The following is a 26,495-nucleotide window of genomic DNA, read 5'->3' on the forward strand; positions in this document are numbered from 1 at the left end:
CCCGCTGCAATGGCAGGGCGTGATGAAGCGGGTTTGTACCATGACCTCCAATATTTCCTCCCCCGCCTTTCTCGACACCAGCCACCCCGACACGCCCGATCTGGTCGTGCCGCAGGGCGTGGTGCCGTTCTATCTTGACAACCGGCCCGTGCGCGGCCGCCTCGTGCGGCCCGGCGTGCTGACCGACATGCTGCTGACCCGCCATGACAACCCCGACTGCGTGCTCCGCCTTGCGGGCGAGGCACTGGCACTGGTGGCGGCACTCGCCTCGGCGCTGAAGTTCCAGGGGTCGTTCTCGCTGCAGGCCAAGGGTGATGGCCCGCTGGGCCTGCTGCTGGCCGACTGCACCGATGCGGGCGCGCTGCGCTTTCATGCCCGATCCGATGACGAGGCGGTGGCCGCACTGCTCAAGGCCAATCCCAACCCCACGACAAGCGACCTGCTGGGCAAGGGCTACATCGCCTTCAGCGTGGACCAGGGGCCCGATACCGACATCCATCAGGGCATTGTCGAGATCAACGGGGAAAGCCTGTCTGAGATGGCGACGCATTACTTCGCCACCTCCGAGCAGCATGCCTGCTGGGTCAAGCTGTTCTGTGACAAGACGGAAGCCGGCTGGCGCGCGGGCGCGCTGGTGATGGAAAAGATCGCCATGGGCGGCGGCATCGAATCCGACGTAACGCCCGAGGAAGGCGATGATGCGTGGGAGACCGCGATCACACTCGCCACCACGCTGACCGCGCGTGAAGTGCTTGATGACCGGCTTGGCTCGGCCGACCTGCTGTACCGCCTGTTCCATGCCGAGGGGCTGATTACGGGCCAGCCCCGCGCGCTGGCCTTTGGCTGCCGCTGCTCGCGCGCGCGACTGTCGAGCCTGCTGGAAACCTTTCCACTCGATGACCTCGACCACATGGCCAAGGATGGCACAATCACCATGAACTGCCAGTTCTGCAACCATGACTTCCACTTCCAGCGCAGCGAGATCAGCGGCAAGACCGCCTGACAGCCCCTATGCGCCCGGCGCGGAACATGGCACGATCATACTCCTGATCGACCGACCGCGCCGCGTGCGCCAGCCGTTATCGGGATATATCCATGCGACCGAACCGTTCGCCGCTTAGCACCCTGTCGTTCCGCCGCAGCCTGCGCGTGGTGCTGGCCGCTGGCCTGCCCCTCATTGCGCTCACTGCGGTCAGCGCGCCCGCCTACAGCCGCCACCATCATGACGAGCCGACCACCTTTGCCGGGCCGCAATATGGCGATGAGCCGCCGCTGAGCCTGAATGTGGCCTCCATATCGGTGGTGGACCGGGGCGGACCGGGCCTGGTGCCGGGCGACCTGTCGGGCCGCGCGCCCAATCCGCCCGATGACCTGCTTAAGCAACTCGCGCATGACCGGCTGCTCGCCGCAGGCAGCGAGGGCAGCGGCACGTTTACCATCGACCGTGTGTCCATCCTGCACGAGCCGGGCGGCATCCTTGACGGGCAACTGAACGTGCATCTGGACGTGACCTCCGCCGATGGCCGCCGCACCGGCTATGCCGTAGCCCAGGTCACCCGCTCGTTCGACCCCAAGAAGAAGCACGGCAACAGCGACACGCCCCAGAACCTGAACACCCTGACCAACCTCATGTTGCAGGACATGAACCAGGAGCTGGAAAGCCAGATCCGCACCAACCTTGGCAACTGGCTGGTCACGCCGCAGGCACCGGGCAGCGTGGCCGCCCAGCCGCTTGATGGCGATACGCCCGCCGTCACCACCACCCCCGCCAGCCCGGCCACCGGGGCGGATACCATGACCATTGGCGGCGGCCCGACCGATGACCACCCGGAAGCCGCCACCACCCCGGCAGCGGCGCCCGCACCCGCGCGGCCCAGGGCCGTCCATGAGGAACCGGATGCGATTTTCCCCGAAGGGTATTCATCCGAAGGCAGCGATACCGCCACCCCGACCCCGCAGTTGCGCTCACCGCCGCCGGGCACCCTGAGCCTGCCGGGCGGCACGGGCCAGTAAGAAGCGTTTTCGGGCACCGCCTTTTTTCAAAAAGGCGGTGTTCTTTCAAAGATTTTTGAAAAAAGCTTTACCAAACACTTTTCTCTGTTCTGCCTGCGCGGGTCATTTCCCGGCAGGCGCAATCGTGTCCAGTACGATGGCGGGGGTGAGGATTTCGGGCAGGATGACTTCCCCCCCGTGGGCGGGGTAATAGGCGTAGAACGGCACCCCGTCGCGCCCATGGGCCTGCAAAAAGGCGGTAATGGCCGCATCGCGCAGGGTCCAGTCACCTTTCATGTACACAATGCCCCGCCGGGCAAAAGCCTTCTGCACGCTCTGGCTCGACAGGGCCACGCGCTCGTTGACCAGGCATGAGATGCACCACGCCGCCGTCATGTCCACGAAGACGGGCCGCCCCTGCCTGCGCAATTCGGCCAGGCGGGTGGGTGAATAGGCGGAACTGCCATCGGCCACCCGCGCAGTGCCCCGGTCATGCAGCGTGGCGGGCGGTAGCACGGCACCACCTACGAAGGCTGCAAGCAGGCTCAATGTCGCCACCGCGCGGTATACTCCTGCCCGCCCCGCCATGGCATCGCGCAGGTCAAGATGGCTGGCGCGCCGCAGGCTCCAGCAACCCACTGCCACCAGCACCAGCCCCACGCCCAGCACGGTGAGGGCATCCATGCCGCCTTCCAGCTTCGCCACCCAGCCCAGCCACACGCAGGTGGCCAGCACCGGCAGGGCCAGCAGGTTGCGCACCGTTTCCATCCACCGGCCCGGTTTGGGCAGCCACGCCAGCAGGCCGGGCATGGCGGCGAGCACAAGATAGGGGGCGGCAAGCCCCAGCCCAAGGGCGGCAAACACCACCACTCCGATCACGGGTGACGCCGCAAGGGCAGCCGCCACCGCTGCCCCCATGAACGGTGCCGTGCATGGCGAGGCCAGCACCACCGCCAGCACCCCGGTCAGGAAATCACCGGCATGGGCAGGCAGGCTGCTGCCCACACCCATCAGCCGCAGCCCGATGGTGAACACGCCCAGCAGGTTGAGGGCTACAGCAAACAGCAGCAGGCAGATGACGGTCACGAACCCCACGGACTGGAACTGGAACCCCCACCCCGCCTCGTGCCCTGCCACCCTTAAGGCCGCGATAGCGCCACCAAGGGCCACAAAGGACACGACCACGCCCGCGCCATAAGCCGCGGCCCCCGCCAGCGCAGCCCCCCGCGCCCCGCGCGCCATGCGCTCAAGGGCGAGGATCTTCATGGCCAGCACGGGAAAGACGCAGGGCATGAGGTTCAGGATCACGCCGCCCGCAAACGCCATGAGCAGCAGCACGCCCACATTGGCCCGCGCGCTCGGTGCCGCCACAGGTGCTGCAAGGGCCTCGACCTTTCCCGGCTCCGGCCTGACCTGCAACCCGCGCTCGCGCCCCATGCCGTCACGCAGTACCACGATGCCGGACAGGTTGGCGCCACCATGGAATTCCGGCCCCGGATGGAGCGCAAGCTGCACCACGCCATCGCGCACCGTGAGCGCCTGCGGGGTATCCTGATCGATCGCGCCTGCCACCTCGGGCATGAACCAGGCATCACGCACGCTGTCGGGCGAAAGTTCGCGCCCACGCAACTGCATGGTTCCTTCAGGCGAGACCCTGGCCGCAAAGGGCGAGGCCACGGGCCGGGCCGCCGCCGCCTGCGCAAAGGCTGCGGCCTGCGCCGAGGGAAGGGATGCCCCACGCGGCAGGCTCAGGCTGAACGTGCCGTGCTCGGGCACGCACACCTCGGCACAGACAAGCCAGTCCGCCACGGCATTGAGCGTGAGCGGGCCATCATTCTCGCCCGCCACGGGGGTGAGCGTGACGGGCAGCAGCACGTCGCCGGTATAGGCATAGGATGTCAGCGGCCCGTCATGCAGCACGCGCGGCGTGGGCCATTCAATGGTGCTGGCCTGCCCGGTGGCCCCGCCCTGCGCGTTCACCACAAGGGTAGGCGCATCGCCCGCATCGCCGGGGTTGAGCCAGTAGGTATGCCAGCCGGGGGCAAGTTGCAGGCGCAGCCCCACATGCAGGGCGCGACCGGGGCTGTAGGTATCATCATCCGTGACCAGCGTGGCGGTGGCGCGGGTCGAGGTTACGGGGTCGCTCTGGGCCGCGCGGGCAACCGGCAGGGCCGTGACCAACATGCACAGGATCGACACAAGCCACAGAAAGGGCACGGACAGTTACTCCACCAAAAACCGGGGATGAGGAAAAACGCAGCCACACGGCACGGCAAGGATTGCCCCGCCACCATGCCCGACGCCATAAGATGAAGATATGGCTTTCGACCCAACCTTGCAAAACCGGCTGCATGCCCTTGTGGCCCAGAACGCCGCCGCCCTGCCCGTGGCTCAGGCCCTGCCAGCCCTTCAGGCCGCACTGGAGCGCACACCCAACGCCGTTCTGGTCGCCCCGCCGGGTGCGGGCAAGACCACGCTGGTGCCGCTGGCCCTGCTCGATGCGCCATGGCGTGGCGATGGGCGCATCCTCATGCTTGAGCCGCGCAGGCTGGCCACGCGGGCTGCGGCCACCCGCATGGCGGAACTGGTGGGGGAGCCGGTTGGCGGGCTGGCGGGCTACCGCACCCGGCTTGATGGCGCGACCTCGGAGCGCACGCGCATCGAGGTGATTACCGAGGGGCTGCTCGTGCGCCGCCTGCTGTCCGACCCCACGCTTGATGGCGTGGCCTGCGTGATCTTTGATGAAATCCATGAACGCTCGGTCGATGCCGATGCAGCGCTGGCCTTCTGCCTTGACCTGCAACGCAGCCTGCGGCCGGAACTCAGGCTGGTGGCCATGTCCGCCACCATGGATGGCGCAGCACTCGCCTCCCGCATGAATGCCGAGCGCGTGGAAAGCGAAGGCCGGATGTTCCCCGTGGAAATCCGCCACGCCACGCGCGACCTCGTGCACCGCCGCGACCTGCCCGATGCCATGGCCGCCGCCATCCGCACGGCCATGGCGCAGGATGAAGGCGACGTGCTGGCCTTCCTGCCCGGCGTGGCCGAGATCCACCGCGCCCGTACCGCCCTTGCCGGCATCGATGCCGACGTGCTGCCGCTTTATGGCGAACTCCCCCCCGCCGAGCAGGACCTGGCGCTTACGCCCCACCCCGCCGGGCGCAGGCGGGTGATCCTGTCCACCTCCATTGCCGAGACCTCGCTCACCGTGCCGGGCGTGCGCATTGTGGTCGATGGCGGGTTCCGCCGCGTGCCCCGGCTGGATGTGGGCACGGGGCTGACGCGACTCGATACGGTGCGCATCTCGCGCGCGGCGGCGGCCCAGCGCGCGGGCCGTGCGGGACGCGTGGCGCCCGGCATCGCCATAAGGCTGTGGACGGAAATGACCACCCGCGCCATGCCGCCGCATGACCAGCCGGAAATGATGGAGGCCGAACTGACCGGCCTGCGGCTTGATGCCGCCGCATGGCAGGAGGCCATGGGCACGGAGCCTGCCGACCTGCCCTTTCCCGATACGCCCCCCAATGGCGCGTTCGAGGCCGGGCGCAGCCTGCTTGAAGCCCTCGGCGCGCTTGACGAGACGGGCCGCATCACCCGTGAGGGCACGCGCATGGCCGCTTTGGGCGCGCATCCCCGCCTGGCCGCCATGATGCTGGCCGCCCGCACGCCCCCCGAACGCGCACTGGCCGCCGACATCGCCGCCCTGCTGGAGGAACGCGACCCGCTGCGCCCCCGCCGCCCCGCAGGCGGCAACCGGGGCGCACCCCCTGCGGCACCGGCCGATATCCGCCTGCGCCTTGACCTGATTGCAGGTGGCGACCACCCCGATGCCGACCGCGCGGCACTCTCGCGCATCCGCCATGCCGCCCGCCAGTATCGCAGGCGGCTGGGGCTGGGCCGCGACATCGAGGCAGCGGGCGATCCTGCCGCCCTGATTGCCGCAGCCTTCCCCGACCGGGTGGCGCAGGCGCGCGGCGATGTCGGTTCCTTCCGGCTGGCGGGCGGTGGCAGCGCACGACTTTCCAAAACCGATGAACTGGCACGCAGCACCCTGCTGGCGGTGGCCGGCATGCATGTGCGCAAGGCTGCCGAGATCTGCCTTGCCGCCCCGCTCGAGCGCGACAACCTGCCGCAAACCCTGCTGGCGCGGGCAAAGGAGCAGGTGGAAACCACGCTCGACACCACCACCGGCAGCGTGCTGGCCCGGCGCAGGCTGCGGCTGGGCACCCTCGTGCTGCGCGACCGCACGGTTACCGCCAGCGCCGATGAGGTCTGCGCCCTGCTCTGCGCGCAGGCGGCGCAGAACCTTGCCGCCACGTTCACATGGTCCGATGCGTGCCGCCAGCTTCAGGCGCGGGTGGAGACCGCCCGCGCGCAGCTTGACCGCCCCGACCTGCCTGACCTGTCGGACACAGCACTCGCCACCACCACCGAAACATGGCTTGCCCCGTGGCTTGCCGGGGTCAACCGCCTGTCCGTGCTGGCGGAGATGGACCTGCTGGCCATGCTGCGCGCCACCATGGACCATGCCAGCCTGAAATGGCTGGACCGCATGCTGCCCACCCATCTTGAGCTGCCCGGTGGCCGCGCCGCGATCGATTACCTGCAACCCGTGCCGGTGGCCGCCGCGCGCGCCCAGACCTTTTATGGCGTGACCCAGACCCCGCGCCTGGCCGATGGCAGGCTCGACCTGCGCATCGCCCTGCTCTCGCCCGCGGGCAGGCCGCAGGCGATCACGGCGGACCTTGCCGGGTTCTGGGCCGGGTCATGGGCGGACATGCGGCGCGACATGCGTGGGCGCTACCCCCGCCATGACTGGCCCGAGAACCCGGCAACAGCCAGCCCGCCACCACCCCGCCCGCGCCGTGGGTCGTAGGAAGCAGATTAAAATAATAAAAGGTTTCGGGTGCTACTTTTTCCCAAAAAAACAGTATTCTCCCGAGGGTTTTTGAAAAAAGCCTCATCCGAAACATCGTGTGGTTTTCAGGCCGTATGGCGCGGGCCTGTCAGGCCGCCCCTAAAAACGCATGCATCAGCCCCCACCATGCCATGCAGACATGGCATTGCCGCTTTTTTCGGATAACATGTCTCATCATGAACGCATTCCCCCGCCCCCCGGCATGACATGGATCGCCACGGCCCGTCCGGCTGCACGCCTGCTCCCGGTCCTGCTGCTGGGCATGACCGGCGCGGGCACGGAGGCGCTTGCACAGGACGTGGCAGCCCCCGTGGCAGCCCCCCCGCCGGGCGTGTCCGCCAGCCCCTCGCTGTTCGCGCCGCCGGTGCCCCCCGTGGTGCAGACCGGGCCGCTGACCTTCGCCCCCCTGGTGCGCCAGGTTGGCCCCGCCGTGGTGAACATCGCCGTATCGCAGGCGCAGGACAGCCATCAGGCCACCACCCGCCAGCCCCTGCCGCCAAGCGTGAAGGGCACGCCGTTCGAGCATAAATTCCGCGAGCGCATGCGCGCCCATGGCGAGGAACTGCTCGGCGCGGGATCGGGCTTCCTGATCGACCCCGACGGCGTGATCGTGACCAATGCGCATGTGGTGGGCGGCGCCGACCAGATTACCGTCTCGCTCTCCGATGGCACGGAGTTCCCCGCCCGCCTGGTGGGCAGCGATGACCTGACCGATATCGCGGTGATCCAGATCCATGCGCCCCACCCCATGCCCTTCGTGCCGTGGGGCGACAGCAGGCTGGTCAATATCGGTGACTGGATCATGGCAGCGGGCAACCCGTTCGGGCTTGGCTCCAGTGTTACGGCAGGCATCGTCTCGGCGCGCGGGCGCGATATCGGCACCAGCCCGTTCGATGACTTTTTCCAGATCGACGCGCCCATAAACCCTGGCAATTCCGGCGGGCCATCCTTCAATCTGGGCGGGCAGGTGGTAGCGGTGAACACGGCCATCGTCTCGCCCACCGGCGGCTCGGTGGGCATAGGCTTTGGCCTGCCATCGGAGATCGTGGCCCCGATTGTGGAGGAGTTGCGCCTCAACGGGCATATAGACCGTGGCTGGCTTGGTGTTACACTGGCCGACGGCGCAGGGCATGGTGGCGTGCAGATCGTGGGAATCGACCGTGATGGCCCGGCCATGAAGGCGCATCTGCGCATTGGCGATGTCATTACGGCAGTCAATGACGAGCCGATCGACACCGCGCGCATGCTGATCCGCTCGATCGCGGCAAAGCGGCCGCATTCCACCGTAACGCTGCACATCCGCCGCCGCCACGATACCATGAGCCTGGAAGCCTGCGTAAGCCACCGCCCCGATGAAGACCTGGACGACTGACCGACCCCGCCCCAACCGACACGAGGCCATTTTGCATATTCTTGTTGTTGAAGATGACCCCACCGTCCGCTCCTTCGTGGCCAAGGGCCTGAAGGAAGCAGGCCACCTGGTCGAGATGACCGATAACGGCAAGGACGGCCTGTTCATGGCCGTGAGCGAAAAGTTCGACCTGATCATACTCGACCGCATGCTGCCCGGCGGCATTGATGGCGTGCGCCTGCTCGAGACCATCCGCGCGCAGAACAACGCCACCCCCGTGCTGCTGCTCTCGGCGCTGGCCGACGTGGATGACCGCGTGCAGGGCCTCAAGGCGGGCGGCGATGACTACGTGACCAAGCCGTTCGCCTTCAGCGAACTGCTGGCCCGCGTCGAGGCCCTCGGCCGCCGGGGCCGCACCGAGACCGCGCCCCAGACCAAGCTGGAAGTGGCTGACCTCGAGATCGACCTGCTCTCGCGCACGGTGCGCCGGGCGGGGCAGAAGATCGACCTCCAGCCGCGTGAATTCCGCCTTTTGGAATATCTCGCCCGCCATGCAGGCCAGGTCGTGACCCGCACCATGCTGCTCGAGGGCGTGTGGGACTACCATTTCGACCCGCAGACCAACGTGATCGACGTGCATGTCTCGCGCCTGCGCCAGAAGGTGGACAAGCCCTTTGGCGCGCCACTCATCCATACCATCCGCAATGCGGGGTACATGCTGCGTGCCGAGTAACAGGCGGCCCGCCGCGCCCTGCGGGAGCAACCGCGCGCCCTGTCTGGCACAGGGCGCAGCCTCCCACGGCACGGCACGGCCCCCGGCGGCAGGGATGCGCCTGCAAGGCCCGGCCCAGGCCCGGTCATGCCCGCATGATTGGTGCCTGCGCGGGTGGCCATGACAACACCCGCCTTTTCCACGCCCGACCTGCCCCGTCGCTCGCGCTGGCGGGCGTGGCGGTCGGCCAGCCTGCGCTTTTCGCTGGCCTATGGCACCATGTTCGCGCTGTCTTCCATCCTGTTCATGTCGTTCATGTGGTGGGGCACGATCGGGTTCCTTGAACGCCAGGTGGAAACCGCCATCAACGCCGATGCGCGCGGCCTGGCCGAGCGCTGGGCCATGGGTGGCCTGCCCACGCTGGCCCTGACCATCGAGGACCGGCTTGAACAGAACCTTGATGATGACGCGATCTATCTGGTCATCGACCCGCAGGGCAATTACCTGACCGGCAACGTCTCCGCCTGGCCCGGCAAGGTCGAGCATACCGACCGGTGGTACAACCTGCCCGATACCCGCGCCGGGCTGCGCGGCATGGCCCAGCTTCATGGCTACAACCTGCCCGGCACGGCCCAGACCCACACCGAAGGCCAGCTTGATAGCGGCTACCGCCTGCTTGTGGGGCGCGATGTGCGCGCGCGCGGCATCCTGCGCCACCTGCTGACCGATTCGCTGTTGTGGGCGTGGGTCATGGTCACGCTGCTGGCCATCAGCGGGGCGGTGCTGGTGCACCGTATCTTCCGCCGCATGGTCAAGACCGTGGCGCGCACCACCTCCGCCATTGCGCATGGCGACCTGAGCCGCCGCATGCCGCTTGTGGGCAATGGCGACGAGATGGACCAGGTGGCCGAGGCCATCAATGAAATGCTCGACCGGATCGTGCGCCTGATGGATGGCGTGCGGCAGGTATCCAACGCCATTGCCCATGACCTGCGCACCCCCATCGCCCGCGCGCGCACCCAGCTTGAAGATGCCGCCCTCCATGCCAGCACGCCCGATGAACTGCGCGGCGCGATCGAGCGCGCGGTAGGCGACCTTGATAACGTGACCGCCGTGTTCGAGGCCCTGCTGCGCATTGCCCAGATCGAGGCGGGGGCGCGCCGCTCGGCGTTCATGACCTTTGACCTCGTGCCCGTGCTGCGCGACGTGGCCGACCTGTACGAAGCCGTGGCCGAAGAACATGGCATTGCCCTCGCACTCGACCTGCCCGGCCGCCTGTTCTTTTACGGCGACCGCTCGCTGGTGCAGCAGGCCGTGGCCAACATGCTCGATAACGCCATCAAATTCTCTCCCCCCGGCGGCACGGTCTTCCTGCGCGCGCACTTGCGCGAAATCGCGCCGGGGCGCCGCGCCGGCCCTACGGGCGAGGGCATGCTCGACCTTTCGGTCAGTGACGAGGGCATTGGCATGAGTGCCGCGGACATGGCGCGCGCGACCGAGCGCTTCTTCCGCGCGGAAAAGGCCCGCCACACCCCCGGCTCGGGGCTGGGGCTGTCGATGGTGCGGGCCATCGTGCAACTGCATGGGGGGCAGATGCATCTCTCCTCGCATGCGCCGGGGCTTACGGTTTCGCTCGCCCTGCCCGTGGCCGCGAGCGCCCTGAGTGAAGCGGAGGAGGATCTGTCCTCATCCACGCACATATCAGGCATGACACAAACGTCACCATTACCCCATCAGCACGACACGAACAGTAGCGTAGAGTAACGTGATGAGCTTGCAATCCTCCGTGACGCCCGCCATCGTCGTGATGAGTTTCTGTCTGTGCGGCGCAGCACCCGCGCCGATCGCGCTGCCGGAGGGCACGCCCCAGATCATGACCGCGCGTGATGGCGGGAGCGACAAGCCGGTGATCATCACCAGCGACACCAAGGCCTATTGCACCCGGCTGCTCAACATCATTGATGCCTACGGCCCCGCCCTGCCGCAGGATGTGGACAGCCTGCGCATGCAGGGCGCTGACATGTGCCGCGAGGGGCATATCCGCTCAGGCATCGTACGGCTGCGTCGCGCGTTGGTCGAACTCAAGGAGACCACGCATTCATGATCAGATCACGTTTTTCATTCCCCGCCCGCGCCAGCCAGAAGGTGGCGCTGTGCGGCCTCCTGGCGGTGGCCGGGCTGCACCCGGCAGCAGGCATGGCCCAGACCCCCGACTCCACCCGCCCCGATGGCACCGAACTCGAACTGAGTGCCACCGGCACCGTGCAGGCCCCGCCTGATGAACTGACCGCCACCTTCACCGCCGAGGCGCAGGCCGATACCGCCGCTGCCGCGCAGGCGCAGCTCAATGCGCTCATCAGCAAGGCCATTGCCGCCACCGCCCATACCGACGGGCTGGTGATCAATGCCGAATCCTATTTCGTGCATCATGATGAAGGCGATGTGCACCAGAACCGCAAGCCGCAATGGGTGGCGCGGCAGGGCCTGCGCCTGACGGCAGCCGACGGCAAGGTGCTGCTGCCGCTCGTGGGCCGCATCCAGGCCGAGAATCTGGCGCTGACCCGGCTGGACTGGTCGCTTTCGCGCACCAGACGCGCGGAACTGACCCGCAAGGCCGAAACCCTGGCGCTGGAAGACATGCAGGCCCGCGCGCAGGCGGCGGCCACGACGCTGAAGCTCAGGGTGGCCTCCATCCGCTCGGTCGCGCTGGAGGAGCAGAACTTCCCCCGCCCCATGCCCATGATGATGATGGCCCGCATGGCCTCGGCCGATGCATCTGCCCCCGAAGCCCCCACCGGCCAGCAGGATGTCACCGCGACAGCACGGGCAACGGTGATCCTGAAGCCCTGAAAAGTTTCCGGGCGCCGCCTTTTTTCAAACAGGCGGCGTTCTTCTGGAGCTTTTTGAAAAAGGCTTCACCAAAAACTGTTATCCATAAAAAAGCCCGGAGGGTGATCCCTCCGGGCTTTTTTTGCGTTCTACACCCGCGAAGGGATCAACGCGGTGCCAGCACCATGATCATCTGGCGGTTTTCAAGCTTGGGCATATGCTCAACCTTGGCCAGTTCATCCATCTCGGCGCGGATACGTTCGAGAACCTTCACACCCAGATCCTGATGCGCCATTTCACGGCCACGGAAGCGAAGGGTCACCTTCACCTTGTCGCCCTCGCCGATGAAGGTCTTCATCGCGCGCATTTTCACCTGATAGTCATTTTCATCAATGTTCGGACGAACCTTGACTTCCTTGATTTCAATGACTTTCTGCTTCTTGCGCGCTTCGTTGCGCTTCTTCTGCTGCTCGTATTTGAACTTGCCGTAATCGAGCACCTTGGCCACCGGCGGCTCGGCGTTCGGGCTGATTTCAAGCAGGTCAAGACCGGCGGCATAGGCGCGTGCCAGCGCATCACGCGTGGACATGATGCCGAGCATCTCGCCCTCTTCATCGATCAGACGCACCTGCGGCACGCGGATCTCTTCATTGACGCGGGGGCCCTCTCGATTTGGCGGAGTGGGCATCGGGGGTCTGGCTATGGTCAGCTCCTGTAACTGTTGCATTCAAACGGCAGGCAAGGCCATTCCCGCTGCCCGCGCCCCGTGGCCGGAGCCATGGAAAACACGCGGGCAAGGAATGACCTTACATTATGGAAAGATATGTGACGCAAAGACGCGCCCCAGATCAAGTACTGTCTTGCCCCGTGCCTGCGAAAACAGCCATGCAGTTCCGGCACGGGACAGAGGCAATCAGCCGCGCTTGCGACGGATATCGGGTGGCAGGGCCTCATATGCAAGGGCCGAGACCGCTTCTTCCAGCGGCAGCACCTCCTGCGTCTTGCCGCCAAGGCGGCGCATGGCCACCGTGTTTTCCTCCGCCTCCTTGCGGCCCACCACCAGAATGACCGGCACGCGCGCCAGGCTGTGCTCGCGAATCTTGGCGTTGATCTTCTCGTTGCGCAGGTCGGCTTCCACCACCAGCCCCGCCTCGCGCAGGCTGTCGGTCACGTGCTGGGCATAATCGGCCGCATCGGTCACGATCGAGGCCACGACCACCTGCGTAGGTGCAAGCCACAGCGGGAAGCGCCCGGCATGCTGCTCGATCAGGATGCCGAGGAATCGCTCGAACGAGCCAAGGATGGCCCGGTGCAGCATGACGGGGCGATGGCGCGCGCTATCCTCGCCCACATAGGAGGCATCGAGCCGCTCGGGCAGCACGTAATCAACCTGCAGCGTGCCGCACTGCCAGTCACGGCCAATGGCGTCACGCAGCACGAATTCCAGCTTGGGGCCATAGAAGGCCCCTTCGCCCGGATTGTGCTCGTAGGTCACGCCCGCCATGTCGCAGGCCACTTTCAGGGCGTTCTCGGCGCGGTCCCATGTCGCGTCATCGCCCGCGCGCTGCTCGGGGCGATCGGCGAATTTGACGCGGAAATGCTCGAAGCCGAGATCCTGGTACACATCGGCCAGCATGCGCACGAAACGCGCGGTCTCGTCAGCAATCTGGTCCTCGGTGCAGAAGATATGCGCGTCATCCTGCGTAAAGCCGCGCACGCGCATGATGCCGTGCAGCGCACCGGACGGTTCATAACGATGGCAGGCCCCGAATTCCGCCATGCGCAGCGGCAGTTCGCGATACGAACGCAGCCCGTGGCGGAAGATCTGCACATGACACGGGCAGTTCATCGGCTTGAGTGCGAGGGTCTTGTCCTCGTCCTCCACGGTGGCGATGAACATGTGCTCGCGGTATTTGTCCCAGTGGCCGGATGCCTCCCACAGGGCGCGGTCAACGAGCTGGGGGGTGCGCACTTCCTGGTAGCCGTTGCCGTCCTGCGCGCGGCGCATGTAGTCCTGCAGCACGGTGTAAAGCCGCCAGCCCTTGGGGTGCCAGAAGATCTGGCCCACGGCTTCTTCCTGAATGTGGAACAGGTCCATCTCGCGGCCAATGCGGCGGTGGTCGCGGCGCTCGGCTTCCTCAAGCTGGTGCAGATGGGCCTCAAGCTCCTTGCGGTCGCGCCAGGCAGTGCCATAGATGCGCGTGAGCATGGGGTTGCGGTGATCGCCGCGCCAGTAGGCGCCCGCCACCTTCATCAGCTTGAAGGCATGGCCCACATCGGCCGTGCCGCGCAGGTGCGGGCCACGGCACAGGTCCAGCCATTCGCCCTGGCGGTAGATCGAGATTTCCTCATCGCCCGGCAGGTCGCGGATCAGCTCGGCCTTGAAGCGCTCGCCCCTGTTCTCGAAGAATTCGATGGCCTTTTCCCGCGGCCACGCCTCGCGCACGAAAGGTTCGTTCGCGGCCACGATCTCGCCCATGCGCTTTTCGATGGCGGCGAAATCCTCCGGGCTGAACGGCTCGTTGCGGTAGAAATCGTAGTAGAAGCCATTCTCGATCGACGGGCCAATGGTGACCTGCGTGCCGGGAAAGAGCGACTGCACCGCCTCGGCCAGCACGTGGGCGGCGTCGTGGCGGATCATTTCCAGCGCCTCGGGGTCCTTGCGCGTGATGAAGCGCAGGCTGGCGTCATGGTCGATCTCGCGGCCAATATCCATGAGCTTGCCATCCACTTCCATGGCAAGGGCGGCGCGGGCGAGACCGGCGCCGATGGACTGCGCCACGGTAGTGCCCGTCACTGCCCCGTCAAAGCGGCGAACGGATCCGTCAGGCAGGGTTATGGCAGGCATGGTTTCATTGCTCCGGTAAGAATATACTGCGCTGTAATGGCGTCAGGCGCGCGTTGCCGCAACCCTGTCAACGCGCACGGTGGCCAGATCATGCACATAAATCACCCGCACCTGCCCAGCCCGCACCCCCACCGGGGCGGTGAGTGCGGGGTTGCTGTCGGCGGAAAACAACACGGTACACTTCACCCCAAGGGCTGCGGCCATGTGCATGGGGCCGGTATCATTGCCCACCGCCCAGGTCGCGCGCGCCAGCACGCCGCCAAGTTCAAGCAAGGTGGTGGTCCCGGTCAGGTCCACCGCATCAGGGCAGGTCTTGCGGATAGTGCGGGCCAGCCCGGCCTCGCCCTTCCCGCCCACGATCACGGGCAGCAGGCCCTGCGCGTGCAGGCGCACGGCAAGGGCCGCGTAGCGCTCCACCGGCCAGCGCTTGGCCGGGCGGTGGGCGGCGGCGCCGGGCACGAGCACCGCATAGGGCGCGGGCAGCACGGGGCCGCCCCGGGCCAGCCATGACAGGTCGGGCACGGGCAGGTGGTCGAGTCCCGCCTGCCTGAGCTGGTCGCGCTGGCGCGCGCGGGTGTGCATGAAGCGCCGCTGGGGGTTGTCATGAACCGCCTGTGCGCCGCGCCCGATTCCCGACCACGCCCTGCGCCCTGAAAGATGAAAATAGCGCGTGCTGCGCCCCGAGGTCTGGAGGTCGTATACGAAATCATACCCGCGCAGCATACGTCGCAGCGCCATGATGGCAGCAATATCGCGCCACGGCGGCCTGCGGTCGAGCAGCACGTGGTCGAACCACGGGCAGGCGCTGCCGAGTTCAGCGAAGGGCGGCTGGGTCAGCAGGTCCACCTCATCATGGGCATGATGGGCGCGGATGGCGGCGAAAGGGGCAAAGGACTGTACGAAATCGCCCAGGGCCCCCAGGCGGATGACAAGAATGCGGGCCATGTCAGGGTGCCTCGGGGTCGGTTTCCAGCAACGCGAGATCCTGACGCGCAAGATCGGCCTCATCCGAATCCGGGGCCTGCTTCACCACGTCGAGCCAGTCGGCGCGGGCCTGTTCCATCTGGCCCTGGCGCTGGTACAGAATGCCGCGTTCAAGCAGGGCCGCGCCGTTATGGGGCATGTCGTGCAGGGCGGCGTTGATGTCGGCCATGCCCTGGTCAATGCGCCCGAGCTTGCGCCACGCGCCTGCCCGCGCCACCAGCGCCTCGTCACGCGCGGCAGGCACGGATGGCAGCGGCGTGAGCATGTCGATGGCGCGCTGGGGCTGGCCAAGCTCCACCGCCACCCGCGCATAGACCAGCTTCAGCGCCGGATCATCAGGGGCCAGCGTCAGGCCATAGGTGGCGCTGTCAAAGGCCTGTTTCGGGCTGTCATCAGCCTGCCAGGCGCGGGCCGCCGCCTCCGCAACACTGGCACGGCGCAGGCGGGAGGCCGGTGTTTCAGCCGTGGCCTGCCTGCCGCCCCGCCGGTTCGCGGGGGGGCCTTCGGGCCAGTCAGGCACGTGGGCAAGACGGTCGAGTTCCGTGGCGGCGGTGGCCACATCGCCAAGTTCCATCTGGGCCAGGGCCGCGCATTGCCCGGCCTCAAGGCCGCCGCCATGGCTGCGCCAGTCCTCGGCATAATCGCGGGCGCCATCGGGGTCATCGGCCAGGGTGGCGGTGCAGTGGCTGAAATCCCAGCTCTCTGGCGCTGCAGGCGCGGGCGGGGTGGATGAGGGCGTGGCGACGGGGGACGGCACTTCTTTTACAGGAGTTTCATCAGCCCGGGCGCGCCCGCACGCAAGGCCCGCGGCCAGCACGAGGCCAAAGGCCATGAAACCCGCGCGCCGGGCGCACGAAAACACCGGCACCGGCCATGCGGCAGGCATGCAGAAGGATGACTGGGCAGAAGGTCTCATTAGCGCATTCGTCGGCCTGCCTGCGGCCAAGGTCAAGAACCAAAGCCCGATTGACCGGCAGACCGTGCAGTTCCATTGCGTTCGTGGTATGGTGAAATGTGATGCAAACCGTTACTGACCGACCCGTCATCCTGCAGGTGCTGCCTGCGCTCGAATCCGGCGGGATAGAACATGGCACGCTGGAAATGGCGCAGGCCATCGTACAGGCTGGCGGCACGGCGCTGGTGGCCAGTGCGGGCGGGCGCCTTGTGCCACGCCTGAAATATATCGGCGCCACCCCCATCGCGCTCGAACTGGGCGCCAAGAACCCCTTCTCCATCATGCGCAACGCCAGCAGGCTGCGCCATGTCATGGCCGCGCACGGCGTCAACCTGGTGCATGCCCGCTCGCGCGCGCCCGCCTGGGCGGCGTCGCTTGCCTGCCGCCGGGCGGGCGTGCCGCTGGTCACCACGTGGCATGGGGTGCATGCGGCCAACCTGCCGGGCAAGAAGCGCTATAACAGCGTGCTGGCCTCGGGCGCGCGGGTCATTGCCATCAGCCAGTACATCGCCACCCGCCTGCGCGATGAATACAAGGTGGGCGACGACCGCCTGCGCCTGATCCCGCGCGGGGCGGACATGCTGCGCTTCGACCCGCATAACGTGCGCGGCAACCGGGTGCAGAAGCTCATGGGGCTATGGCAGATCCCCGATGGCGCCACGGTCATCATGCTGCCCGCGCGCGTGACCGCGTGGAAAGGCCATGCCGTGCTGATCGAGGCGCTGGCCCATCTTGCCCGCACGGAAGGCTTCAGCCAGGACTGGGTGTGCATTTTCGTGGGCGAGGCCAACGCGAAGGAAGGCCGCGCGCTCGTGGCCCAGGCCGAGCGCAGCGGCATTGCGGCCAACCTGCGCTTTGCAGGCCACTGCGCGGACATGCCCGCCGCCATGATGCTGGCCGACATGATCGTGGTGCCCTCACGCAGGCCCGAGCCATTTGGCCGCGTGGTGGTGGAGGCGCAGGCCATGGGCCGCCCCGTGATCGTCGCCGCCCATGGCGCCGCACTGGAAACGGTGGAGAACGGCGTGACCGGCTTTGCCTTCTCCCCCGATGATACGCAGGCGCTCGCCGCGTGCATCCGCCACGTGGCCGACCTGTCGGCTCAGGAACGCGCCGAGCTTGCCGTGCACGCGCGCGAAAACGTGCTGCTGCATTATTCCACCCAGGCCATGCAATATGCGACCCTGTGCGTTTATGATGAACTCCTGCACACCCGGCTGGCGGATACGTTCTATCACGCCACCATGATGGGCAGCCCGGAATGGGATGAGGATGCCCTGACCCAGGCAGGCTGAAGGGCGGCGCGCCGTAATTGTGTCATATGCGGCGCAACAATACCTTGATCTGCCTCATGCCCGCCCCAAAACCGTGGCTGAGCATCCAGCCCGGAGCATGGGCCATATGCAAAGGGCGGTTTTACAGTCGACAACCCGGCTGAAATTCTTCACCCATGGCACATTCTGATTCCTGGCCGACGGGGATGCCCGCTGACCGCCGTTTAACGTGAACACTTCGGGACTGCACCACATGAACCAGATTTCCCCCGTCCAGACAGACACCGCCGCCACGGCAGCCGCGCCCGACCTGCGGCGGGTCAATTCCAACCCGGATTTCTGGTATCCGGTCGCGTGGTCGGCCGACCTGCGCCGCAACAAGACGCTGGCCGTCAGCTTCGCGGGCATTCCCATGGTGCTCGTCCGCCCCGAGGAAGGCAGCGTCTTCGCCCTGTTCGACCGTTGCCCCCACCGCCAGGTGCCGCTGAGCAAGGGCACCGTCAATGGCCAGACCGTGCGCTGCTGCTATCATGGCTGGGCGTTTGGCCGCTCGGGCCGCTGCATCGACGTGCCCTATCTGGGCAAGGGCAAGATGCCCAACGGCGTGCGCACCTTCCCCGTGCGCGAGGCAGGCGGGCTGATCTTTGTCTTCCCCGGCGATGCATCCAAGGCGGACAGCACCCCCTTCCCCAAACTCGCGCAGACCGACAACCCCAAATACAAGACCAAGCATTTCAGCCCGCGCGTGAACTGCCACTATACCTTCATGCACGAGAACCTGATGGACATGAACCATCAGTTCCTGCACCGCCGCCAGATGGGCCAGATCAAGGCGCGCTTCCTTGGCCAGGACAAGGGCGAGGACTTCATCGAGGCCCGCTACAGCTTCATGCGCTGTGCAGGCCAGCAGCCCCTGGCCGAGCGCCTGATCTTTGGCAAACACAAGGACCTCAACGGCAAGGAGCAGCCCGTCGAGGAAGTGGTGACCATCCGCACCGAATACCCGTACCAGACCCTGCGCATCACCGACAAGGACGGTGACCTGATCATGGACCTGTGGACGGCCTACGTGCCGGTGGACAAGGACGAGCGCATCACGCAGTCCTTCGGGCTGCTGTCCATCCTGCGCCCGCAGACCCCGCTGCTGATCGACCTGATCTGGCCCGCGCTGGGCTGGTTCACCAACCGCATCTTCCTTGAAGACAAGGAAATCGTGGAACTGGAGCAGGCAGCGTGGAACGAGGTTGGCCACGATCGCAATGTCGAGATCTTCCCCGTGGTCAGGGCGCTGCGCGAACTGCTCACGCGTTGCGGCACTGCGCAGGATGCGGCACCGCAGGCGGAAGCGGCTGCCGCACCCGCGCCCTGCCCCACCGAACCCGAAACCACGGCCTGAGTGCTGCGCCAGCCACGCCCCGCAGGCGTGGCTGGCCGTGACCCCTGAACGAAACACCACAATGACCGACCGGCCCGACACCCCCCGCCTGACCGACCGGGCGGAAGCCGCCCGCCTTGCCCGCCTCGAGCGCGAGGCCGAAGCCCTGCGCGCCAACCTGCGGCGGCGCAAGCAGCAGAGCCGCGCGCGCACCACACCGCCCGAGGCCGCGCCGCAGGACACATCCGGCAACGAAGCGTGATTTTGCCGGTTGCGGTTGGCCGATCACTTCGTTAGTGGTCGCGCAAGCCGCAGGGCATGCCCTGCGCGCAATCCATGCCGGAGGAACGGACACCATGCCCATAATGCCTGATACGTGGATTCGCCGCATGGCCACGGAACACGGCATGATCGAGCCGTTCGTGGAAAAACAGAGCCGTGAGGGCGTGATTTCCTTCGGCCTGTCCTCCTATGGCTACGATGCGCGCATCGCCAACGAATTCAAGATTTTCACCGACGTGGACAACGCGGTGGTCGACCCCAAGAACTTTGCCGAGAACAGCTTCGTCACCCGCCACGGCGACTGCTGCACCATTCCGCCCCACAGCTTCGTGCTGGCGCATACGGTCGAATATTTCCGCATACCACGCGACACGCTGGTGGTGTGCCTGGGCAAGTCCACCTATGCGCGCTGCGGCATCATCGTCAACGTGACCCCGCTGGAGCCGGAATGGGAAGGGCAGGTCACGATCGAGATCAGCAACACCACGCCGCTGCCCGCGCGCATCTATGCCAATGAGGGCATCTGCCAGTTCCTGTTCTTTCAGGGGGCCAGCCCGTGCGAGGTCAGCTACGCCGACCGCAAGGGCAAATACATGGGGCAGGTCGGCGTCGCCCCACCGCGCATGTAAGCAGGGACTGCAAGCCTATGGACCGTTTCATCATCCACGGCGGCCACGCGCTGCGTGGCGACATCGTTATCGGCGGGGCCAAGAACTCCGCCCTCAAGCTGCTGGTGGCGGGGCTGCTCACGCCCGAGAAGCTGGTGCTCGAAAACGTGCCCCGCATTGCCGATATCCGCACCATGCGCCGCCTGCTCGAGCAGCACGGGCTGAGCGTGGAAGACGTGAGCGGCGATGGCGGCACGCTTTCGGTGGGCGGCGAGATCACCAATACGGAAGCGCCGTACGACATCGTCTCCATGATGCGCGCCTCGATTCTGGTGCTCGGCCCGCTGCTTGCCCGCTGTGGCGAGGCCCGCGTGTCGCTGCCCGGCGGCTGCGCCATTGGCACCCGCCCCGTTGACCTGCACCTCAAGGCGCTGGAAACGCTGGGTGCGAAGATCACGCTCGAGAACGGCTACATCCATGCCGAGGCCCCGAACGGGCTGAAGGGCGAGCGGGTCATCCTGCCTTTCGCCTCGGTGGGGGCGACCGAGAACCTGCTCATGGCTGCCTCGCTCGCCAAGGGCCGCACCGAGATCATCAACGCCGCGCGCGAGCCTGAAATTGGTGACCTGGTGGGCTGCCTCAACGCCATGGGCGCGCGCATCAGCGGCATTGGCACCGGCAAGCTGGTCATTGACGGGGTCGAGGGGCTGCATGGCGCGCGCTACCGCGTCATGCCCGACCGCATCGAATGCGGCACCTATGCCTGTGCCGCCGCCATTACCGGGGGCGAGCTGCGCCTTGTGGGCGGCCAGGTCGAGCATCTCGGCGCCGTGGTGCGCGCGCTGGAGGAAGCGGGCGTGGAAATGGTGCAGGAGGAAGGGGCCGTGCGCGTGCAGCGCACCGGCGCGCTGCGCGGGGTCGATATCATGACCGAGCCCTATCCCGGCTTCCCCACCGACATGCAGGCGCAGTTCATGGCCCTGCTCTCGGTGGCGGAAGGGGCATCGATGGTGACCGAGACCATTTTCGAGAACCGCTTCATGCATGTGCCCGAACTCAACCGCATGGGCGCGCGCATCAACGTGCATGGCTCGTCGGCCATCATCCGCGGCGTGCATTCGCTCTCGGGCGCGCCGGTCATGGCGACCGACCTGCGAGCCTCGTTCTCGCTCATCCTCGCAGGGCTCGCCGCCCATGGCGAGACGATCCTGAGCCGGGTCTATCACCTTGACCGTGGCTATGAGGCCGTCGAGCGCAAGCTCGCACAGGTGGGCGCCCATATCGAGCGCGTTTCAGGCTGAGGCCCCTGCCCTGCCAAAAGGGCGCTTCCTGCATGATGGCGGAATGTGGTATGCGCGCATGTCACTTACGGCCCGCCACGCGATTGCAGCGGGCCTGCCTTCATGCGTGGAGAATGCATTGACCGTCCTGTCACCGGCCCAGACCGCCATTCCGGAAACGGATAGCCCGCTGGTACTCGCCCTGCCCAAGGGCCGTATCCTCAAAGCCGCGGCGCCGCTTCTGCATATGGCGGGCATTGTGCCCGGCCCGGACTTCAATGATGACAAGAGCCGCCTGCTGCGTTTCGAGACCAACGACCCCGGCATAGACGTGGTGCGCGTGCGCTCGTTCGATGTGGCGACCTTCGTGGCCTTTGGCGGTGCGCAGATCGGCATCTGCGGCGCCGACGTGCTGATGGAGTTCGACTACCCCGAAATCTATGCCCCGCTTGACCTGGGTATTGGCGGGTGCCGTATTTCCATCGCCCAGCCCAGGGATCGCAGCGGGCAGGAGGATAACCCCAACCGCCTCTCGCAGGTGCGGGTGGCGACCAAGTATCCCTCGCTCACGCGGCGGCATTTCGCGGCACGCGGCATCAATGCCTCCATCGTGCACCTGCATGGCGCGATGGAACTGGCCCCGGTGCTGGATCTTTCGCACCTGATCGTCGATCTGGTCGATACCGGCTCCACGCTGCGCGCAAACGGGCTGGAGGAAACCCAGACCATCGCCCACATCACCAGCCGCCTGATCGTGAACCGCACGGCATTGAAAACCCAGCCCGAGCGCATTACCGCGATCATCAACCGTTTCCGCGCGGCGCTGGCCAAGGAGCACAAGGCATGAAGCGCCTGACAAGCACCCAGGCGGATTTCCGCGCCGCGTTCAAACGCCTGCTGGCCGAGCGCGATAGCGACACCGCCCGTGTCGATGGCCCCGTGGCCGAGATCCTCGCCGCCGTGCGCAAGCATGGGGACGAAGCACTGTGCGAATTCACCAACCGCTTTGACCGCACCAGTGTCACACCCGCCACCCTGCGCATCACGCCCGAAGAGATCGCGGCCGCCTGCGCCGACGTATCCCCCGAATTGCTTGAGGCGCTGGAAGTCGCGGCCACCCGCATCGAATCCTTCCACAAGGCGCAGATGCCCGCCGACATGAAATATGTCGACGACGCAGGGGTTACGCTGGGCATGCGCTGGACGGCGCTGGACTCGGTGGGGCTGTACGTGCCCGGTGGCAAGGCGGCCTACCCCTCCTCCGTGCTGATGAACGCCATCCCCGCCCATGTGGCGGGCGTCGGGCGCATTGCCATGTGCGTGCCCACGCCCGATGGCGTGCTCAACCCGCTCGTGCTCGCCGCCGCCCGCCGCGCGGGTGTTACCGAGATCTACCGCGTGGGCGGGGCGCAGGCCGTGGGCGCCATGGCCTACGGCACCGCCACCATCGCCCCGGTTGACCGCGTGGTGGGGCCGGGCAACGCCTATGTGGCCGAAGCCAAGCGGCAGGTGTTCGGCACGGTGGGCATCGACAGCATTGCAGGCCCGTCGGAGGTGGTGGTGATTGCCGATGGCAACAACGACCCCCGCGCCATCGCCCTTGACCTGCTGGCCCAGGCCGAGCACGACCCCATGGCCCAGTCCATCCTGATCACGCCCGATGCGGGCATGGCAGCACAGGTGGAACAGGCGGTGGCCACGGAGCTTGAAACCCTGCCGCGCGCCGCAATCGCCCGCGCCAGCTGGGATGCACATGGCGCGATCATTACCGTGCGCGACCTTGATGAAGCCGCTGGCCTTGTAAACGAGATCGCGCCGGAGCATCTGGAACTCATGATCGACAACCCGCAGCCGGTTTTTGACCGGGTGCGGCATGCAGGCGCGATCTTTGTGGGGCGCTACTGCCCCGAGGCGATCGGTGATTACGTGGGTGGGCCGAACCATGTGCTGCCCACCAGCCGCACGGCACGGTTCTCGTCGGGGCTTTCGGTGTTCGACTTCATCAAGCGCACCACGTTCATCGAGGCGCAGGCCGAGTCGCTGCGCAGGATCGGGCCTGCCGCCGTAAGCCTTGCCGAGGCCGAAGGGCTTGATGCCCATGCCCTGAGCGTGGCCGTACGGCTGGCAAAGCTTGACGGCGCGCCATAACGGAACTTGACCCCGGCGGCGAGTCTCCCCACATAAACCAACCGTACTACGTCGCGGGCCCGCGGCAGGACGGCACTTTTGATGATTGAAGGACACGATGTCTAAAGAAGACATGATCGAATTCAGCGGCACGGTTACCGAACTGCTGCCCAATGCCATGTTCCGCGTTACACTGGACAACGAGCACACCATCCTCGCGCATACGAGCGGCAAGATGCGCAAGAACCGCATCCGCGTGCTCGCCGGTGACCGCGTGAATGTGGAAATGACGCCTTATGACCTGACAAAGGGTCGCATCACCTTCCGCTTCAAGTAAGCCGCCCTTGTCGGTCATGACCGGAACCACCGCGCCCGCTGGCGCGGCGGCAGAGGTGCGGCTTGTCCTTGCCTCGGCTTCACCCCGCAGGCTTGACCTGCTGCGCCAGATCGGGCTTGTGCCCGGTCAGGTCTTTCCAGCCAATATCGATGAAACGCCCGGCCGTGATGAACTGCCGCGCCCCTATGCCGAGCGCCTCGCCGCTGAAAAGGCGGCGCATGTGGCGGCCCAGGTTGAAGGCCCGGCCCTCGTGCTCGCTGCCGATACGGTCGTGGCCCTCGGCCGCCGCATCCTGCCCAAGGCGGAAGATGAGCAGACGGCACGCGCCTGTCTCGAACGGCTTTCTGGCCGCCGCCATACCGTTTTTACCGCCATCGCCATTCGCCCCACCGCCGCGTGGGCGGCAGGGCGTGCGGGCAACCGCATCGTTGCCAGCACGGTCACATTCTCCCGCCTCACGCCTGCGCAGATCGATGCGCTCATTGCCGCAGGCGACTGGCAGGGCAAGGCGGGTGGCTACGCCATACAGGGCCATGCGGCGGCGTTCGTGCGCTTTATGTCAGGCAGCTACACCGGCATTGTGGGCCTGCCCCTGTTCGAGACAGCCCAGTTGCTGCGCGGGCAGAAGGGAAGCTGGCTTTCGTGAGCGCGCGCATCTGCGCCAGCAGCAGCCCGGGTGAAATCCGCATTGCCGTAACCCTTGATGGCCTGATGCAGGAATTCGCCCTGTGGCGGCCTGACATGCCCGATGGCGTAGGCGATATTTACCGCGCCCGCGTCAGCGCGCATGCGCCTGCGCTCGGTGGCACGTTCGTAACCCTGCCGGGGCAGGAACAGGCAGGCTTTCTACCCGATTCGGAAGGGCTTGGCCCATTGACGCAGGGGCAGACGGTGCTTGTTACCGTCACCCGCAGCGCACAGGGCGGCAAGGGCGTGCGGCTTGGCGCGCGCAACCTGCCCCCCGACCTGCCCGGCGGCGCCGACCCCCGGCTGCTGCGGCGTGGCCTCACCCCGCTGGAGCGCCTGGCCGGGCGTTACGCCGATGCGCCCATCGTCATTGATGACGCGGCCATTGCCACGCTTTTGCCTGCCAGCCTGCACCCACGCCTGTCACGCGCCAGTTCCGCCTTTGACAGCGACCTGCGCGCCCAGGCCGATGCGCTCGAGGAGGCCACCGTGCCCCTGCCCGGCGGCATGTCGGCCAGCATTACGCCCACCCCGGCTCTTGTTGCGATCGACATGGATGGAGGCGCGGCCACCAGCATGGACCGCCGCCCCAAGCAGACCGCGCAGTTTGCCGCCAACCGCGATGCCCTGCCCGACCTGATGCGCCAGTTGCGGCTGCGCAACCTGTCGGGCGCGATCGTGGTTGACGTGGCGGGGCTTGCCATCCGCAAGCGTCGCGCGCTGGGCGATACGATCGAGACCGTGCTGCGCGATGACCCGCTGCGCCCGCGCTTTCTGGGCTTTACCGCGCTGGGCCTGGCCGAGATCGTGCGCCCGCGCGTGCACCCTCCGCTGCATGAGCTGTTTCATTCGCGCGAGGGCCGCATGCTGCATGCCCTGCGCGGACAGATGCAGGCCTATCGCGGCATGCCGCCCAACGGGCAGCCCGTGCGGCTGGCCTGCGGCTATGGTATCATGCAGATGATGCAGGACCATCCGGCATGGGGGGAGGACTTCATGCGCCTGACCGGGCGCGTGCTTGCGCCCGTTGCCGACCCGGCCCTGCCCGCCCATGGCTGGAGATTTGAACCATGACCGCGCAGCAGCCCAAAGCCGCCCCCTGCCCCATCTGTGGCAAGCCCGCCCACCCGCGCTACCGGCCGTTCTGTTCGCGGCGCTGCGCGGATGTGGATCTCGGGCACTGGTTCTCGGGACAGTATCGCGTGCCCTCGACTGAAATTCCCTCCGAAATGGATGAAAAATACACAAGACGGGTTGATCCCGATGATGAGGTGGGTTAAACGCTTGTCCAACGTCATGACGGCCCTGCCTCATGACATAGCCGGACCAACGGCCCGGTGCCCAAGTAGCTCAGTTGGTAGAGCATGCGACTGAAAATCGCAGTGTCACTGGTTCGATCCCGGTCTTGGGCACCATCTTGATTTCCCTAGAATTACGACAATAAGCTGGTAGTCCACTGCACGCAGCAGGCGGAGCGTGGCTTGGTGCGTCCGTAATCGCCTGTCAGCAGGCCGGATGCCGGCTTGCCCTGCGCTTTGCCACGAAAAGGGCAATCCACGCACTGACCCCGTATCCCCATAGCAGCCACGCCGCGCCAAGACGTGCGGTCCGTTCATCAGTTGTATAGACTGCATGAAACCAGCGCAGCGCAATGCCATCAATAAGCATGGCATCGGCCAGTACAAGCATGCAACCTGCAAGAATCTGCTGCGGCTCAAGTCTGGCCAGGCGGATGGCCAGCCAGATACAGAGCCAGCAGACGGGAATGCTGGTAATGAATCCGATATCCCCCCGCAGGGGATCAGTCACAAACACGGGCATGAAACGAATATAGAGTGTCGCCAGCAACCAGAAGGAAACGGCAAGCGATGTGCAGATCACGATCTGCCTTGGGCGCAACATCATGGTTCGTCCTTTCATATGTAGCACCTACTAC

At 66.4% G+C, this 26,495-nt stretch carries 26 protein-coding genes and 1 tRNA gene; 21 read left to right on the plus strand and 6 right to left on the minus strand.

Going from position 1 to position 26,495, the window contains the following annotated elements; genetic code table 11:
• Positions 1-22: 22 nt before the first annotated feature.
• Together hslO and GXY01S_RS06675 are read left to right on the plus strand one after the other, a co-directional pair.
• A complete protein-coding gene (gene hslO / locus GXY01S_RS06670) occupies positions 23-1,003 on the plus strand; it encodes an Hsp33 family molecular chaperone HslO (protein ID WP_061273374.1) in 981 nt (326 codons plus the stop codon).
• 92 nt (positions 1,004-1,095) lie between these two features.
• Positions 1,096-2,013, plus strand: a complete 918-nt coding sequence (locus tag GXY01S_RS06675) for a hypothetical protein (protein WP_061273376.1) — start codon at positions 1,096-1,098, stop codon at positions 2,011-2,013.
• A gap of 102 nt (positions 2,014-2,115) precedes the next feature.
• Here the strand turns inward: GXY01S_RS06675 and GXY01S_RS06680 are convergent, their stop codons facing one another.
• A complete protein-coding gene (locus GXY01S_RS06680; RefSeq protein WP_061273378.1) occupies positions 2,116-4,215 on the minus strand; it encodes a protein-disulfide reductase DsbD family protein in 2,100 nt (699 codons plus the stop codon).
• Positions 4,216-4,309: 94 nt separating this feature from the next.
• Here GXY01S_RS06680 and hrpB point away from each other — a divergent pair, with 94 nt between their 5' ends.
• From hrpB to GXY01S_RS06710, 6 genes are all read left to right on the plus strand, one after another.
• Positions 4,310-6,868, plus strand: a complete 2,559-nt coding sequence (gene hrpB, locus GXY01S_RS06685) for an ATP-dependent helicase HrpB (protein ID WP_242501360.1) — start codon at positions 4,310-4,312, stop codon at positions 6,866-6,868.
• Between the two features lie 181 nt (positions 6,869-7,049).
• Positions 7,050-8,282: a S1C family serine protease gene (locus GXY01S_RS06690; protein WP_061273381.1), complete on the plus strand. Its 1,233-nt coding sequence runs from the start codon at positions 7,050-7,052 to the stop codon at positions 8,280-8,282.
• Between the two features lie 31 nt (positions 8,283-8,313).
• Positions 8,314-8,994 (plus strand): winged helix-turn-helix domain-containing protein, encoded by a 681-nt coding sequence (locus GXY01S_RS06695; RefSeq protein WP_061273383.1) that lies wholly within the window; start codon positions 8,314-8,316, stop codon positions 8,992-8,994.
• 159 nt (positions 8,995-9,153) lie between these two features.
• Positions 9,154-10,737 (plus strand): sensor histidine kinase, encoded by a 1,584-nt coding sequence (locus GXY01S_RS06700; protein WP_061273385.1) that lies wholly within the window; start codon positions 9,154-9,156, stop codon positions 10,735-10,737.
• A 4-nt stretch (positions 10,738-10,741) separates the two neighbouring features.
• The gene (locus GXY01S_RS06705) at positions 10,742-11,077 is read left to right on the plus strand and encodes a hypothetical protein (protein WP_061273387.1); all 336 of its coding nucleotides are present in this window, start codon (positions 10,742-10,744) and stop codon (positions 11,075-11,077) included.
• Complete coding sequence (locus GXY01S_RS06710; RefSeq protein ID WP_061273389.1) at positions 11,074-11,823, plus strand: SIMPL domain-containing protein; 750 nt, start codon at positions 11,074-11,076, stop codon at positions 11,821-11,823. Before GXY01S_RS06705 ends, GXY01S_RS06710 begins: the two co-directional genes overlap by 4 nt.
• 145 nt (positions 11,824-11,968) lie before the next feature.
• Here the strand turns inward: GXY01S_RS06710 and infC are convergent, their stop codons facing one another.
• From infC to GXY01S_RS06730, 4 genes are all read right to left on the minus strand, one after another.
• Complete coding sequence (gene infC, locus GXY01S_RS06715) at positions 11,969-12,490, minus strand: translation initiation factor IF-3 (protein ID WP_061273391.1); 522 nt, start codon at positions 12,488-12,490, stop codon at positions 11,969-11,971.
• Positions 12,491-12,715: 225 nt separating this feature from the next.
• Positions 12,716-14,650, minus strand: a complete 1,935-nt coding sequence (gene thrS / locus GXY01S_RS06720; protein WP_061273393.1) for a threonine--tRNA ligase — start codon at positions 14,648-14,650, stop codon at positions 12,716-12,718.
• A 42-nt stretch (positions 14,651-14,692) separates the two neighbouring features.
• Complete coding sequence (locus tag GXY01S_RS06725) at positions 14,693-15,595, minus strand: glycosyltransferase family 9 protein (RefSeq protein WP_061273395.1); 903 nt, start codon at positions 15,593-15,595, stop codon at positions 14,693-14,695.
• A gap of 1 nt (position 15,596) precedes the next feature.
• Positions 15,597-16,466 (minus strand): tetratricopeptide repeat protein, encoded by an 870-nt coding sequence (locus tag GXY01S_RS06730; RefSeq protein WP_061273463.1) that lies wholly within the window; start codon positions 16,464-16,466, stop codon positions 15,597-15,599.
• Between GXY01S_RS06730 and GXY01S_RS18015 the strand changes: the two genes are divergently transcribed.
• The 13 genes from GXY01S_RS18015 to GXY01S_RS06790 all read left to right on the plus strand — a co-directional run bounded on the left by GXY01S_RS18015 (position 16,465) and on the right by GXY01S_RS06790 (position 25,974).
• Positions 16,465-16,668 (plus strand): hypothetical protein, encoded by a 204-nt coding sequence (locus tag GXY01S_RS18015; RefSeq protein WP_129551400.1) that lies wholly within the window; start codon positions 16,465-16,467, stop codon positions 16,666-16,668. The genes GXY01S_RS06730 and GXY01S_RS18015 overlap by 2 nt on opposite strands.
• Entirely contained in the window at positions 16,652-17,884 is a 1,233-nt protein-coding gene (locus GXY01S_RS06735; RefSeq protein ID WP_061273397.1) for a glycosyltransferase family 4 protein, read from the plus strand. Before GXY01S_RS18015 ends, GXY01S_RS06735 begins: the two co-directional genes overlap by 17 nt.
• A gap of 232 nt (positions 17,885-18,116) precedes the next feature.
• Positions 18,117-19,259, plus strand: coding sequence for an aromatic ring-hydroxylating oxygenase subunit alpha (locus GXY01S_RS06740; protein ID WP_061273399.1), 1,143 nt, complete (start codon positions 18,117-18,119; stop codon positions 19,257-19,259).
• Positions 19,260-19,296: 37 nt separating this feature from the next.
• On the plus strand, positions 19,297-19,500 hold the full coding sequence (locus GXY01S_RS06745; RefSeq protein ID WP_408884312.1) for a hypothetical protein: 204 nt from the start codon (positions 19,297-19,299) through the stop codon (positions 19,498-19,500).
• Between the two features lie 94 nt (positions 19,501-19,594).
• Positions 19,595-20,149: a dCTP deaminase gene (gene dcd / locus GXY01S_RS06750; RefSeq protein WP_061273403.1), complete on the plus strand. Its 555-nt coding sequence runs from the start codon at positions 19,595-19,597 to the stop codon at positions 20,147-20,149.
• Between the two features lie 17 nt (positions 20,150-20,166).
• A complete protein-coding gene (gene murA, locus GXY01S_RS06755; RefSeq protein WP_061273405.1) occupies positions 20,167-21,429 on the plus strand; it encodes a UDP-N-acetylglucosamine 1-carboxyvinyltransferase in 1,263 nt (420 codons plus the stop codon).
• 58 nt (positions 21,430-21,487) lie between these two features.
• Complete coding sequence (hisG, locus tag GXY01S_RS06760) at positions 21,488-22,255, plus strand: ATP phosphoribosyltransferase (RefSeq protein WP_242501361.1); 768 nt, start codon at positions 21,488-21,490, stop codon at positions 22,253-22,255.
• Positions 22,252-23,556 (plus strand): histidinol dehydrogenase, encoded by a 1,305-nt coding sequence (gene hisD / locus GXY01S_RS06765; protein ID WP_061273407.1) that lies wholly within the window; start codon positions 22,252-22,254, stop codon positions 23,554-23,556. The genes hisG and hisD overlap by 4 nt, the downstream gene beginning before the upstream one ends.
• Before the next feature lie 97 nt (positions 23,557-23,653).
• Positions 23,654-23,872: a translation initiation factor IF-1 gene (gene infA, locus GXY01S_RS06770; protein WP_010508114.1), complete on the plus strand. Its 219-nt coding sequence runs from the start codon at positions 23,654-23,656 to the stop codon at positions 23,870-23,872.
• A gap of 16 nt (positions 23,873-23,888) precedes the next feature.
• Positions 23,889-24,518, plus strand: a complete 630-nt coding sequence (locus tag GXY01S_RS06775; RefSeq protein WP_061273410.1) for a Maf family protein — start codon at positions 23,889-23,891, stop codon at positions 24,516-24,518.
• Positions 24,515-25,633 carry a ribonuclease E/G gene (locus tag GXY01S_RS06780; RefSeq protein WP_174520923.1) on the plus strand — a complete coding sequence of 373 codons (1,119 nt, stop codon included), beginning with the start codon at positions 24,515-24,517 and terminating at the stop codon, positions 25,631-25,633. Before GXY01S_RS06775 ends, GXY01S_RS06780 begins: the two co-directional genes overlap by 4 nt.
• The gene (locus GXY01S_RS06785; RefSeq protein WP_061273413.1) at positions 25,630-25,839 is read left to right on the plus strand and encodes a DNA gyrase inhibitor YacG; all 210 of its coding nucleotides are present in this window, start codon (positions 25,630-25,632) and stop codon (positions 25,837-25,839) included. Before GXY01S_RS06780 ends, GXY01S_RS06785 begins: the two co-directional genes overlap by 4 nt.
• A gap of 59 nt (positions 25,840-25,898) precedes the next feature.
• Positions 25,899-25,974 (plus strand) — tRNA-Phe (locus GXY01S_RS06790).
• Between the two features lie 88 nt (positions 25,975-26,062).
• On the opposite strand, the gene GXY01S_RS06795 is transcribed toward GXY01S_RS06790, so the two are convergent.
• Positions 26,063-26,464, minus strand: a complete 402-nt coding sequence (locus GXY01S_RS06795) for a DUF5367 family protein (protein ID WP_242501362.1) — start codon at positions 26,462-26,464, stop codon at positions 26,063-26,065.
• Between the last annotated feature and the right edge of the window lie 31 nt (positions 26,465-26,495).

Origin of the sequence: Komagataeibacter xylinus NBRC 15237 (assembly GCF_001571345.1) — a bacterium.
In the GTDB taxonomy this organism is placed as follows: domain Bacteria; phylum Pseudomonadota; class Alphaproteobacteria; order Acetobacterales; family Acetobacteraceae; genus Komagataeibacter; species Komagataeibacter xylinus.